General features: G+C 71.5%; 13 protein-coding genes. 3 read left to right on the forward strand and 10 right to left on the reverse strand.

Annotated elements, in window-relative coordinates; translation table 11 throughout:
* From ACFUEL_RS23600 to ACFUEL_RS23615, 4 genes are all read right to left on the reverse strand, one after another.
* Nucleotides 1-195, reverse strand: a 195-nt coding sequence (locus tag ACFUEL_RS23600) for a hypothetical protein (RefSeq protein ID WP_380238731.1), incomplete at its 3' end; no start/stop codon positions are given.
* A 2-nt stretch (nt 196-197) separates the two neighbouring features.
* Nucleotides 198-1,061: a nucleic acid/nucleotide deaminase domain-containing protein gene (locus tag ACFUEL_RS23605; protein ID WP_380238732.1), complete on the reverse strand. Its 864-nt coding sequence runs from the start codon at nt 1,059-1,061 to the stop codon at nt 198-200.
* Between the two features lie 86 nt (nt 1,062-1,147).
* Nucleotides 1,148-1,720, reverse strand: a complete 573-nt coding sequence (locus ACFUEL_RS23610) for an SUKH-4 family immunity protein (RefSeq protein ID WP_380238733.1) — start codon at nt 1,718-1,720, stop codon at nt 1,148-1,150.
* Between the two features lie 595 nt (nt 1,721-2,315).
* Nucleotides 2,316-2,546 (reverse strand): hypothetical protein, encoded by a 231-nt coding sequence (locus ACFUEL_RS23615; RefSeq protein WP_380238734.1) that lies wholly within the window; start codon nt 2,544-2,546, stop codon nt 2,316-2,318.
* A 526-nt stretch (nt 2,547-3,072) separates the two neighbouring features.
* Between ACFUEL_RS23615 and ACFUEL_RS23620 the strand changes: the two genes are divergently transcribed.
* Nucleotides 3,073-3,468 carry a ribonuclease domain-containing protein gene (locus ACFUEL_RS23620; protein ID WP_380238735.1) on the forward strand — a complete coding sequence of 132 codons (396 nt, stop codon included), beginning with the start codon at nt 3,073-3,075 and terminating at the stop codon, nt 3,466-3,468.
* A gap of 113 nt (nt 3,469-3,581) precedes the next feature.
* Nucleotides 3,582-3,911 (forward strand): hypothetical protein, encoded by a 330-nt coding sequence (locus ACFUEL_RS23625; protein ID WP_380238736.1) that lies wholly within the window; start codon nt 3,582-3,584, stop codon nt 3,909-3,911.
* 46 nt (nt 3,912-3,957) lie between these two features.
* Here the strand turns inward: ACFUEL_RS23625 and ACFUEL_RS23630 are convergent, their stop codons facing one another.
* Nucleotides 3,958-4,821, reverse strand: a complete 864-nt coding sequence (locus ACFUEL_RS23630; protein ID WP_380238737.1) for a universal stress protein — start codon at nt 4,819-4,821, stop codon at nt 3,958-3,960.
* A 242-nt stretch (nt 4,822-5,063) separates the two neighbouring features.
* Here ACFUEL_RS23630 and ACFUEL_RS23635 point away from each other — a divergent pair, with 242 nt between their 5' ends.
* On the forward strand, nt 5,064-5,495 hold the full coding sequence (locus tag ACFUEL_RS23635; protein ID WP_380238738.1) for a hypothetical protein: 432 nt from the start codon (nt 5,064-5,066) through the stop codon (nt 5,493-5,495).
* Between the two features lie 47 nt (nt 5,496-5,542).
* On the opposite strand, the gene ACFUEL_RS23640 is transcribed toward ACFUEL_RS23635, so the two are convergent.
* The 5 genes from ACFUEL_RS23640 to ACFUEL_RS23660 all read right to left on the reverse strand — a co-directional run.
* On the reverse strand, nt 5,543-7,195 hold the full coding sequence (locus ACFUEL_RS23640) for a bifunctional aspartate transaminase/aspartate 4-decarboxylase (RefSeq protein WP_380238739.1): 1,653 nt from the start codon (nt 7,193-7,195) through the stop codon (nt 5,543-5,545).
* A gap of 28 nt (nt 7,196-7,223) precedes the next feature.
* Nucleotides 7,224-8,921, reverse strand: coding sequence for an aspartate-alanine antiporter (gene aspT, locus ACFUEL_RS23645; protein ID WP_380238740.1), 1,698 nt, complete (start codon nt 8,919-8,921; stop codon nt 7,224-7,226).
* A gap of 6 nt (nt 8,922-8,927) precedes the next feature.
* Nucleotides 8,928-10,610, reverse strand: a complete 1,683-nt coding sequence (gene aspT, locus ACFUEL_RS23650; RefSeq protein ID WP_380238741.1) for an aspartate-alanine antiporter — start codon at nt 10,608-10,610, stop codon at nt 8,928-8,930.
* A gap of 54 nt (nt 10,611-10,664) precedes the next feature.
* Nucleotides 10,665-11,027, reverse strand: coding sequence for a DUF488 domain-containing protein (locus ACFUEL_RS23655; RefSeq protein WP_380238742.1), 363 nt, complete (start codon nt 11,025-11,027; stop codon nt 10,665-10,667).
* Between the two features lie 52 nt (nt 11,028-11,079).
* A partial coding sequence (locus tag ACFUEL_RS23660; protein WP_380238743.1) for an MMPL family transporter occupies nt 11,080-12,053 on the reverse strand: 974 nt, incomplete at its 5' end.

The raw sequence follows: 12,053 nt of genomic DNA on the forward strand, positions 1-12,053 counted from the left end.
GTCCGCCGTGGCCGCCAGGAACCAGGCCAGCAGCCGGGTCTTGCCCGCTCCCCGCGGACCGGTCACGGCCACCGTCCGGGGCGCCTGCGACGGCTGGCCGCCGGTGGCCCAGGCGAGCAGGGCCGCCCCCGCGGCGGCGGTGGCCGGGTCGGGTACGGGCAGGGCGTGCGGTGTGGCGGCGGCGGGGTGCGACACGGTCAGCGCCCCTCCGCCGCCTGGGCCGCGTGCGCCTTCAACCGCCGTACGCCCTCCGCCCGTTCGGCCGCGCTGTCGCCGTAGGGGACGTTGTGGGTGAGCCCGGCCTCCGGGAACACCTGCTCCAGCCACATCGCGCAGTAGTGGCCCGGCAGGAAGCATGCCTGCAGTTCGGTGTGGATCCGGGTGACCTGTTCGGGCTCGATCCCCGCGGCGTACATGTCCGACCAGACCTGTTCCTCCGGGTGCACGCAGATGCTGCCGGCCCTGGTCACCAGTTGCTTCTCGCCGTCCGGGGTGACGAACTCGAAGGTCGCGTACGCCTCGACCCCGGCGGTGGTGCGGATGTCCTCCAGCACCAGCGGCCACCAGTTCTCCGGCGAGGAGAACGCCGCCGGGTCGGTCCCCCGCATCGCCTCCTCCGTCGCCCGGAACGCGGCGAACGCCCGCTCCGGATCGTCGGTGGACGCGATCGCCTCCAGCAGCAGGTCGAGCTGCAGCAGTCCCTCCGCGAACGCCTCCGGCGCGGAGTTGACGAACCGTTCGGGCTCGTCGTACCCGATCAGGATCCCCCGCACCGCCCCGTCCGGCGCCACGCACAGATCGTACGCCCGGTCCGACCCGAGCCGGCCCCACGCCGCGTGCTCCGCCTCGTCGAGCGCCTGCCCGTCGGCCGCCGCGTACTCCCGCAGCGCGGCCGGCTCCTCCAGCAGCGTGTGGAAGTACGGCTTCACCTGCAACGGGAGCACCGATCCCCCGACCCGGGCCAGCGCGGCCGCCTCCGGCCCGCCCGGCGCCCCGGGCGCGAACCGCCGTACGCCCTCCTCCCCGAAGCGGGCGACGATACGGTCGTGGGTGCTGGTCACATCGTTCTCCTGGCGTGGTGGTCGGGTCGGTCGGGCGGCACTAGGCCCTGGGCGTCGCGCGCCCGGCAAGATCGGCCGGACAGGGCCTAGCAGTCCAGTGCGTCGGCCACCTGTTCCAGGACGGAGTGCCAGTAGGACTCCGGGTCCTCTACCGCGGCGGGGTCGGTCCGCTTCATCAGTGCCAGCAGCCGTTCGGCCGACTCCTCGGACTCGGTCGCTCCCTCCTCGCTCGCGTCCGGGTCGTAGTGGGGCCGTTCCGCCTCCAGCGCGTGCAGGAAGAACGCCAGGGAGTCGATGCTGCTGTTGAGCCGGTGCGGATTCTGCCCGTCAGGAACGCAGTACACCTGCCCGGTGGAGGTGTCGATCACCAGGCTGTCGAACCCGATGCCGCCCAGGTTCGTCCACGAGGACATGTCGAAGGGGCAGTCCGGGTAGTCCGCGGCGAAGCGCGCCCAGCTCTCGCCGCCCACCCGCAGCGCGCCGTCGCACAGCGACTGGTCCGCTTCGAACCAGCCGATCCGGTCCGGCAGGCCGACCTCGCGCAGGAAAGCCCGGGTCGGCTCGTGCGCGATGCCCGCGAGCGCCCGGTCGTCGAGGGTCACCAGCTCCTCGGCACCGAATACCGCCTCCATCTCCTCCCGGCCGACGAGGAAATTCACGACACCACGCTCCCGCCCAGATCTGCGCCAATTCGAGGCACTGTACCACCGGAATGAAAAGGGAATTATTTGACTTTGGGCGGCGCCCAGGGCCCTTTGGCTCTGGGTCTCACGCCGGGATGCATTCGGTTCAAGCGGCCCTCCATCTCCCGGTTCCCGCTTTTCACGGATGCCGTGCCCGCTCTCCAGGAAATGGATTCACAGCCTCCGCTCGGAATGGATCGGATTCTTGCTCCTGCCGACGAGTATGAATTCGTTCCCCGACCCCTCGGCCCCGTACTCGACCCGGAGGGCGGCGTAGTTGTTGCTAGTGAACTTCGCCGGTCCCTTCTCCCTGGCCGCGTAGTTCCCGTAAGGCAGACGGGTTTCTCCCCGAGCTTGGCCCGGAGGTCGTCGCGGCCGGGCTCGCGGGGGCGGATCCGCAGGAATTCCTGCGCGCTCTTGGCGTCGGCCTCGGCCGTGTCCTCGGCGATCTTCCCGAGGCCGTGGCCCTTGCCGTGCAGTGCCTGCTTGCTCTTCTTCACCGCCACCGCGGCCGCGTCGTCCTTGAGCGACTTGAGGCACTTGCCCATGGCCTTGCCGATGGGGCTCTTCATCAGAACTCCAGCGTTTCGAGCTTGGCGTTCAGCGCCTCGCCGTGGCCGCCCACGTCCTCGGCGTGCCGGTGCATCGCCTCGGCGTACCTCGCGAGCCCCTCCGGGTCGATGTAGAAGCCCTCACTGCCGCTCCCGCCGCCGATGGCGGAGTCGACGGCGCCCAGCAGGGCTTCGGCGCCCGCCCCGGCCACGAGTTCGACCAGGGGCTGGATGACCGCCTCGAGGACCATGCCGATGACGTACTGCTCGAGTTGCTGCTCCAGGTAGTCGACGAGCCTGGTGGCCGCCTTCGGCGATGTCGCCCATGTGCTTGCCGGAGACGCTGTTCCACTTGTTGACGAGCGCGTCGTACGAGGCGCCCCGGTAGAACTCGCCGAGCTCTTCGAGCGTGTGCGTCACGCCCCGCTTCGTCTCGTTCATGTTGTCGGCGAACTCTCTGACATGCGCGACGAATTCACGCACCTTGTCCTCGTCGATCTCCGGCCAGTTCACGCCGATGATCTGAAGGAACGTCACCACCTCGCCCGGCAGCTCGATCGCCACGGTCCCTCCCCCTCCCGCAGCCGCTCCCGTCCGCCCCGGTCGCAACTTGTATGACTTTCATTTCAACGCCTTGATCTTGCGGGACTTCGCGCTCCGGCGCGGGCGACTTGACCATGTCTTTGACGGGGCCGCGGGGTGGCACGGCGGTGGCCCGCGAGTGAAGTGTTCGCGCCAAGGATTCCGGCGGAGCGGACGGGGCGTCAGACTGCTGGCATGCGAATGCCTCTACGCGCGTTGAAGATCCGGGCCGCCTCGGTCGCCGCCCTCGGCCTGCTGACCCTCGTCCCGACCGCCGTGGCCGCCGGTCAGGCGCAGGCCGCGGTCAGCGGGAACGTCTGCTACTCGGCGCTGCCCAGCCAGGGCCGCGACACCATCCGGCTGATCGACGCGGGCGGGCCGTTCCCGTACTCGCAGGACGGCGTGGTGTTCCAGAACCGGGAGGGCGTCCTGCCCGCGCAGGCGGCGAGCTACTACCACGAGTACACGGTGATCACGCCGGGCAGTTCGACCCGCGGCGCCCGCCGGATCATCACCGGCAAGGTCTACCACGAGGACTACTACACGGCCGACCACTACGCGACGTTCTACCGCGTGAACTTCGGCTGCTGACCGCCCCGGGTCCGAGCCCCGACGGGGCACCGGTCCGATAGGTTGGGCGGGTGCGGCCGGCCCGGTCGCACCCGCCCCGCCGATCCGATCAGCCCGAAGGACCGAGGACCCCCATGAACGCCCCCCTGCCGGGCTTCGCCGGCCGCACCTACCTCTTCGAGGTCGACAACGGCGCCTCCTTCCGCAACTCCTACTCCGCGGACGGCACCCGGCTGCGCTGGGAGGGTCTCGGCGAGTCGGCCGGCCAGTACGAGGACGTCCCGCTGCACGTCGCGGCGATCGGCCCCGGCCTCTGGTTCGTCTCCTGGACGGAGCGCAGCGGCATCACCGTCAGCCACGTGATGGACCTCGACGCCCTGACGGTGAAGGTCTTCTGGACGTGGGAGGGCGAGACCGGCCGGGTCGGCGAACTCCACACCGGCACCCTCACCCCGGCCCAGTAGCTCCCGTCGGCCCGGCAGCCCCCGTCGGCCCGGTAGCCCGTCGGGCTCAGACCGGGACGACCGCCACCGGGCAGTGCGCGTGGTGGAGGACGGCGTGCACCGGGGTCGCCAGCCGGAGGCCGAAGCGGGGTGCGGGCTCGTGCCGGGAGAGCACCACCAGGGCGGCGGTCCGGGACTCCTCGACCACGGTGGCGGCGGCGGAGCCGGTCAGCTGGTGGCTCTCCACCTGTACGGCCGGGTAGTCCTCGCGCACCGGGTCGCAGGTGCGGCGCAGCAACTGCTCGTGCAGTTGGGCCTCCTCGCCCAGTTCGTCGACCATCGGCGCCATCCGCCCCACGTCGGCGACCACCGGCGACCAGACGTGCACGGCCCGCACCGGCAGGCCCCGGCGGGCGGCGGTCTCGCAGCCGAACCGCAGCGCGGCGGCGTCGCGTTCGTCGTGGACGGCGACCAACACCGGCCCGTCCGGGTGGTCGGCGCCGCGGACCACCGCCACCGGGCAGGCGGCGTGCGCGGCCACCCGCAGGCTGACCGAGCCGAGCAGCAGCGAGGTGAAGCCGCCGTGGCCGCGCGTTCCGAGCACCGCGAGCGAGGCGTGCTCGGCCGCGGTCAGCACGGCCTCTCCGGCGTCGCGCGGCACCACGTCCCCGGTGATCCGCAGCCCGGGGTGGGCGGCCTCCAGCGTGGTCTGCACCGCGTCCAGCAGTTCGGCGGCCTCCCGCAGGATCAGGTCGGTGACGGTGGCGCCGGTGCGCGGCGAGAGCGTCACGGTGCCGGTGTTGACGGCGTGCACCAGGTGCAGTCCCGTCCCCCGCCACTCGGCCTCCCGGGCGGCCCACTCGGCGGCCTCCGCCGCGGGCGCCGACCCGTCGATCCCCGCCACCACCCCGTTCGCTGCCCTGATCTCCATGGCGCACTCCTCGGGGCCGGGGCGCCCCGGCCGCTCCCCTCCAGCATGCGCCGCCCGCCCCCGCCGGGCCAAGCGGGAGCGGCCCCCGCCGTCCCGGCCCCGCCGTCCCGCCGTCCCGCGCCCCGCCGTCCCACCACGGCCGTTCCCAGGAGTAGCGTGTCGTGCACGGCACCGGGACCGACCGGCCTCCGGGGGAGCACCCCCCGTGCCCGCCCGCGGCCGCGACACCGGGGGGTATCGCCGTGAGCACCACCACCGCCACCACCGCAACCACCACCGCAACCACCGTCCGCGGACCGGCCCCGCACGTGGCGCGGGCGGAGGGCGGCGCCCGCTGGTACCTGCGCCTGGCCGCCCGCTACGCGCTGGCCGTCGCGCTGTTCTCGCTGGCTCTCGCCGCCCTGCTCGCCACTTCGACGGCGCACGGCCCGGCCGACGCGCTGCGACGGGCGTTCCTGGTCGTCCCGCTCCTGGGCGCCTGCGCCCTCCTCTTCCTGCTCGCGGTCGTGCCGCTGCGCTTCTCCCCCCACCTCCCCTGGTACGCGGGAGCCGTCCTGGTCCTGCCGACGGTCCCGCTGCTGCTGCTCCTCGGCCCTCTCCCGCTCCCCCTGGTCGCCCTGCACCTCGTCTTCGCCCGCTGGTTCCTGCCCCGGCCGGTCTTCCGCCTGCGCTGAACGGGCCGCTCCCCCGGTCGGGGAGCGGCCCGTCCGGGCGGTGCGGGTCACGCGCCCCCGGCGGCCTGCCACTCGGCGCGGTAGTCGTCGAAGATGGTCTTCAGGTGGTGGCCGATCTTGAGGTAGTCGAGGTCGTCGAGGTTGGCGAGGGAGACCCGGACCGACCACTCGGGGCCGTCGAAGCCGCCGCCGTTGAGCAGGACGACGCCGGTCTGCTCGGCGAGCCGGAACAGCGGTTCGGTGGGTTCGTAGTTCTTCTTCAGGAAGGCGGCGAAGTCGGGCCCGGAGGTGCGTTCGGCTTCGGCGAGCAGGTCGAGTTCGATGTAGTAGCCGGCCCGCTGCGGGTCCTCGGAGATCTTCATGCCGGAGCCTTCGAGCAGCAGGGCGAGACGCTGCTCGACGATGGCCTGCACCTTGGCCTTGTACGCCTTGCCCTCGGGGAGCATCGCGAAGAGCGAGAACAGGGTGAGCTGGGCCTGCTGCGGGAGGGAGAGCCCGGCGGTGTGGTTGAGGGCGACCTGGCGGGAGTCGGCGACCAGGCGATCGATGAAGCGGATGCCGGCGGGGTCGAGGCTGAGGCTGCCGTAGCGCTTGGCGAGCCGGTCCTTCTCGGCCTGCGGGAGGGCGGCGATGGCGTCGTCGATGACGTTGTCGCGCTGCAGGCCGATGACGCCGAGGCGGTGGCCGGTGCAGCCGTAGTGCTTGGAGTAGGAGTAGACGAGCAGGGTGTTGCGGGGCAGTTCGGCGGCGATGCTGCGGAAGTGGTCGACGAAGGTGCCGTAGACGTCGTCGGTGACGATGATCAGGCCCGGGTTGTCGGTGGCGACGATGGACTTGATCTGGTCGGTGACCCGCTGGGAGAGCGCGAGGGAGGGCGGGTTGCTGGGGTTGACCAGGCAGACGAGTTTGACGGCGGGGTCGGCGAGCTTGGCGACCTCCTCGGTGGGGTAGCGCCATTCGCGCACGCCGGCCTCGGCGAAGGAGGACGCCTGGACCGGGACCACGTCGAACTCGTAGGTGTCGAGTTCGGGGATCTCGATGTAGGGGGTGAAGACCGGCACCATGAGGGCGATCTTGTCGCCCTTGTGCAGGATGCCGTTCTTCATCAGCGAGTCGAAGACGTAGCACATGGCGGCAGTGCCGCCCTCGGTGGCGAACAGGTCGAGCTGCCCCTCGGGGGGCCGGCGGTCCATCAGTTCGTCCTGGAGGTAGCCGGTGACGATCTGTTCGGCGCAGGTGAGCATCCGGTCGGGGACGGGGTAGTTGTCGCCGATGGCGGCGTCCGCGAGTTCGTGCAGGAGGGCGTCGCGGTCGAGGTCGAAGCGGTCGACGGCGAGGCCGGTGCAGGCGGTGAGCAGGTCGATGCCGGGCAGTTCGGGGTGGGAGCGGGCGAAGTGGTCGTAGCGGGCGGCGATGCCGCTGCGCTCGGGCATGCCGCCGAGGTTGTCGGCGGTCCAGACCCGGCGGGACTCGCCGAGCGCGAAGTGGCCGAGGGCGAGCATGGCCTCGCGGGGGCCGGTGCAGACCCAGTTGGGGTTGCCGCGGCCGGCGTTGAGCATGTGGACGGTGGTCTTGTCCTTCTGTCCGGGCTGGTCGGCCTGGTAGCGCTCGGCGAGTTCGATGAACTCGCCCTTGAGCTCGAACGGGCTGAGCCGGGAGAGGCGCTGGATCTCCTCGCGGCTGATCGACGGCTTGCTCATGGTGCGTTCCTTCGGGGAGGGCGGGGGTTCAGCCGAGCAGGGCGACGATGATCGCGCCCCAGATGGTCAGCAGGACGTTGCCCGCGGCGTACGGGATGGTGTAGCCGAGGGTGGGGATCTGGCTGCGGGAGGCTTCGTTGACGGCGCCGATCGCGGCGGTGGTGGTCTGCGCGCCGGCGACCACGCCCATCAGGATCGGCGGGCGCATCCGGAACACGAAGTGGCCGATCAGCAGGCCGACGACCAGCGGGGCGACGGTGGCGACGGCGCCCCACAGCAGCAGGCCCCAGCCGGCTTGGGACAGGCCGCTGGTGAAGCTCGGCCCGGCGTTGATGCCGACGATGGCGACGAACGCGCACAGGCCGAGGGTGTCCATGAACCACTGGGCGCCGGGCGGCACGTTGCCGTAGGTGGGGTACTTGCCGCGGATCCAGCCGAACACCAGGCCCATGATCAGCGCGCCGCCGGAGGTGGACAGGCTGATCGGGACGCCGCCGAGGGTGAGGGCGGGGATGCCGATGCAGCCGCCGAGGAAGATGCCCAGGCCCACCCAGGTCATGTCGGTGGCGAAGCTGGTCGGCACGGGTTTGCCGATCGCCGCGGCGGCCGGTCCGACCAGCCGCTGCGGGCCGGAGAGCAGCAGGGTGTCGCCGCGTTCGACCTGGGTGGTGAGCCGGTAGGGGAATTCGGCGCCGGAGCGGTAGACCTTGTCGACGAAGACGCCGACCATGAACGGTTCGCGCCGCAACTCGGCGATGGTCTTCCCGAGTTGGGCCTTCTCGGAGACGACGACGTGCAGGTGCTCGGTCTGGTAGCCGAGCAGTTCGACGTCGTCGGTCTCCGGGCCGATGGCGGTGGCCGGGTCGAGTTCGACCAGGTCGTGGCGGAGCGCGCTGACGGCGAGCACGTCGCCGCGTTCGACGACGGTCTGCTGGTCGTGGTCGAGGATCTTCCCGTCGCGGCGGACGCGGGTGAGGTAGACCCGGCGTCCGGCGGCCTGTTCGCGCTGTTCGAACTGCTCGATGGTGGAGCCGATCGGGCCGTTGACGGCGGTGTAGGCGCGCAGCACGACCTCGTAGTAGCCCTCGGCGAGGTCGGGGTCGTCGGCGGGGGCGTCGAGTTCGGCGGCGAGTTCGCGGGAGTCGGCGGCGAGGTCGCTGTGCAGGAAGCGGGGGGCGATGTTGGCCAGCAGGATCGCGCACAGGATGGTGCCGAGCGGGTAGGTGACGGCGTACCCGATCGGGACGAGGTTCTGCTGGGCGGTGATCTGGTCCGCGCTGAGGCCGGGCAGGCCGGCGATGGCGTCCTGGGCGACGCCGATGACGGCGGACTGGGTGAGCGCGCCGCCGAGCAGTCCGGCGCCGAGGCCGGGGCCGTAGCCGAGCATCTCGGCGAAGGCCCAGCAGATCGCCAGGCCGCTGAGGCAGACCGCGGCGGTGACGGCGACCTGCGGCAGGCCGTCCTTCCTGAGGCCGCGGAAGAACTGCGGGCCGACCTTGTAGCCGAGGGCGAACAGGAACATGATGAAGAACACCGACTTGACGGTGCCGTTGACCTCGACGCCGGTGAGCCAGCCGGTGAACAGCCCGGCGATCAGGCAGCCGGTGACGGCGCCCAGGCCGATGGCCTTCCAGTGCAGCCGGCCGACCAGGAAGCCGATCGCGATGGTCAGGAAGATCAGCAGTTCGGGGTAGGGCTTGAAGACGTGGTCGGTGATCCAGTCCATCGGCGGTCAGCCCCCGCCCAGGCCGACCAGGCCGACCAGCAGCGGTCCGGTCAGCGGCAGCAGGAAGTTGGAGATGGTGTAGGTGATGGTGTAGCCGAGCATCGGGACGCTGCTCTGGGCGACGTTGCCGACGGCGGTGATCGCGGGGGTGGAGCACTGCTGTCCGGCGATCGCGCCGACCAGGATCGGCGGTTCGATCTTGAGGAAGCGGCGTCCGATGAACAGGCCGAGGAAGGCCGGGACGACGACCATCAGGATGCCGGAGACCGGCAGCAGCACGGGGTACTGCTTGAGCAGCGGCCCGGCGTCGGGCCCGGCGGCCATGCCGGTGACGGCGATGAACATGGCCAGGCCGAGGTCCTTCATGGTCTGCGCGGCGGCCGGCGGGTAGGCGCCGAAGGTGGGGCGCAGCGAGCGGAGCCAGCCGAAGACCAGGCCGGAGATCAGGCAGCCGCCGCCGGTGCCGAGGGTCAGGTTGACCTCGCCGAAGTGGATGTTGACCTTGCCGAGCAGGACGCCGAGGCAGATGCCGAGCGAGATGTAGATGTAGTCGGCGGTGTCGGAGCGGACGGTGGCGCCGACCTTGCCCGCGAACTTCTCGACCCGGGAGCGGGCGCCGACCACGGTGAGGGTGTCGCCGCGGTGCACCTCGGTCTCGCCGACGGCGGGCAGGTGGTGGTCGACGCGCTGGATGTCGGTGAGGAAGACGCCGCCGGTGACGTCGCGATCCTGGTCGCGGACGGAGTTGAGGGTGCGTCCGGCGACCTCCTTGTTGGTGACCACGACCTGGCGGACGGCCATCGGGCTGTCCAGGCCGGGGACGCCGCTGGTCTCGGGGCCGAGTTCGTGCCCGGCGTCCAGCACGGCGGCGCGGCGGCCGACCACCAGCACCTGGTCGCCGCGGCGCAGCACCGGGTCGTCGTCGACGCCGAGCTTCTTGCCGCCGCGCTGGACGGCCTCGACGGTGACGAGTTGGCCGGAGCGCTCCTGGATCTGGCTGATCCTGGTGCCCTCGCCCTGCGAGACCAGGTAGGTGCGGCCGACCAGGGCGGGCAGTGAGGGGGCCTCGCCGGGCTCGAGTTCGCCGCCCTCGCCGCGCATCTTCTCCCAGACCTTGCGGGAGGCTTCGGGGAGCTTGATCCGCATCAGCATCGGGAACAGCTGGCTGGTCAGCAGGACGATGCTGATCAGGCCGAACAGGTAGCAGACCGAGTAGGCGGTGGCGACGTGCGCCTGCAGCTGGGTGGTCTGGTCGGCGGTGATGCCGGGGAGCTTGGCGATCGCGTCCTGCGCGGTGCCGACGGCGGCGGACTCGGTGGCGGCGCCGGCCAGGATGCCGGCGGCGGTGCCGACGTCCAGGTCGAACGCCTCGGCGATGCCGAGCGCCATCAGGACGACGACGATCGCCTCCATGACGGACAGCACGCCGAAGCGCAGGCCCTTGGCGTTCATGTTGGCGAAGAACTGCGGGCCGGCGATGTAGCCGAGGGAGAAGATGAACAGGGCGAAGGCGACGTTCTTGACGTCCGCGTTCACCGAGACGTTCTGGGCTCCGACCAGCATCGAGACGATCAGGACGCCGCAGATGCCGCCCAGTTGGATCGGTCCGACGCGGAGTTTTCCGACCAGGTAGCCCAGGCCCAGGCAGAAGAAGAGGGCGAGAACGGCGTTCTCACGCAGGAGGCTCATGAGCGTATTAGAGCCGAATTGGAGCTATATGTCCGATTTAACACGCCGCCAAGATCATCTTCTCTGCCCGAGGCGCTCCCGCACCACCTCCAGCAGCACCTCCGCGTGGCTGTGCTCCGGCTCCTTCACCGCCGTCAGCAGCACCAGGTCCCCGCTGGCCGCCGACTCGCACAGCCCGTCCAACTCCCGCCGCGCGTCCGGCGCCTCCAGCTCCGCCCGGTAGCGCCGGGCGAACTCCCGGTACTCCCCGTCCGGCCCGTGGAACCAGCGGCGCAGCTCGGTGGAGGGCGCCACCTCCTTGACCCAGCGGTCCAGGTGCGCGTCCTCCTTGCGCAGCCCGCGCGGCCACAGCCGGTCCACCAGCACCCGCTCGCCGCCGTCCGGTTCCTCGTACACCCGCTCCACTCGTACGCCCATGGCCCCACCGTAAGCACGGCGGGGCCCGGGGGGCGGGAGCGGCGCGGCCGGGTCAGACCTCGACCGGCTGCCCGGCGGGGGCGGCGGCGGGCGCGGGGGCGGCGCCGTGCTCGATGCGCAGCTGCGGCAGCAGGCGGTCCAGCCCGCGCGGCGGCCACCAGTTGTGGCGGCCGAGCAGGGTCATGGTGGCGGGCACCAGGACCATCCGGACCACGGTGGCGTCGACCAGGACGGCCACCGCCATGCCCACGCCGATCATCTTGACGGTGATGTCGGGGTCGATCGCGAAGCCGGTGAACACCGCCACCATGATCGCCGCGGCGCTGCTGATCACCCGCCCGGTGGAGGACAGTCCGCGCACCACGCTGCCGCGCGCGTCGCCGGTGGCCAGCCAGTCCTCGCGGACCCGGGAGAGCAGGAACACCTCGTAGTCCATCGACAGGCCGAACAGGACGGTGAACATCAGGATCGGCACCCAACTGGAGACCGGTACCGCGTGCGGCAGCCCGAGCAGCTTCGCGCCCGCGTCGTGCTGGAAGACCGCCGTCATCACCCCGTACGCGGCCGCCACCGACAGCAGGTTCATCGCGGCGGCCTTGACCGCGATCACCGGCGCCCGGAACAGCACGGTCAGCAGGATCAGCGAGAGCACCACCACGAACGGGACGACCACCCACAGCCGCTGCGAGAGCCGGTCGGAGATGTCGGAGAAGGCCGCGACCGTGCCGGTGACCTGCACCCCGGCCGGGAGTCCGCCGCCGCGCAGCCGGTCCAGCAGCTTCACGGTGGCCTCGTCCTGCGGGCCGGTGGTGGGCTGGAGGCTGATCACGGCGGCGTCGCCCGCCGCGTTCACCAGCGCCGGGCGGACCGCGGCGACCCCCGGCTCGGACGTCAACTTCTGTTCCAGCGACGGGAGTTCGCCCTTCGGCAGCCGGTCCAGGTCGACCGCCAGCAGCAGCGGGCCGTTCGCACCGGGGCCGTACGCGTCGGCGATCAGGTCGTACGCCTTGCGGGTGGTGTTGCCGG

It is taken from the genome of Kitasatospora sp. NPDC057198 (genome assembly GCF_042670125.1).
In the GTDB taxonomy this organism is placed as follows: Bacteria; Actinomycetota; Actinomycetes; order Streptomycetales; family Streptomycetaceae; genus Kitasatospora.

What these genes read in the sequence shown, in the direction of transcription:
- ACFUEL_RS23625 (WP_380238736.1), top strand. Translation starts at nt 3,582, where the DNA reads ATGAACGCCCCCCTGCCGGGCTTCGCCGGCCGCACCTACCTCTTCGAG.
- ACFUEL_RS23630 (WP_380238737.1), bottom strand. Translation starts at nt 4,821, where the DNA reads ATGGAGATCAGGGCAGCGAACGGGGTGGTGGCGGGGATCGACGGGTCG.
- ACFUEL_RS23640 (WP_380238739.1), bottom strand. Translation starts at nt 7,195, where the DNA reads ATGAGCAAGCCGTCGATCAGCCGCGAGGAGATCCAGCGCCTCTCCCGG.
- aspT (WP_380238741.1), bottom strand. Translation starts at nt 10,610, where the DNA reads ATGAGCCTCCTGCGTGAGAACGCCGTTCTCGCCCTCTTCTTCTGCCTG.
- aspT (WP_380238740.1), bottom strand. Translation starts at nt 8,921, where the DNA reads ATGGACTGGATCACCGACCACGTCTTCAAGCCCTACCCCGAACTGCTG.
- ACFUEL_RS23655 (WP_380238742.1), bottom strand. Translation starts at nt 11,027, where the DNA reads ATGGGCGTACGAGTGGAGCGGGTGTACGAGGAACCGGACGGCGGCGAG.
- ACFUEL_RS23620 (WP_380238735.1), top strand. Translation starts at nt 3,073, where the DNA reads ATGCGAATGCCTCTACGCGCGTTGAAGATCCGGGCCGCCTCGGTCGCC.
- ACFUEL_RS23615 (WP_380238734.1), bottom strand. Translation starts at nt 2,546, where the DNA reads ATGGTCCTCGAGGCGGTCATCCAGCCCCTGGTCGAACTCGTGGCCGGG.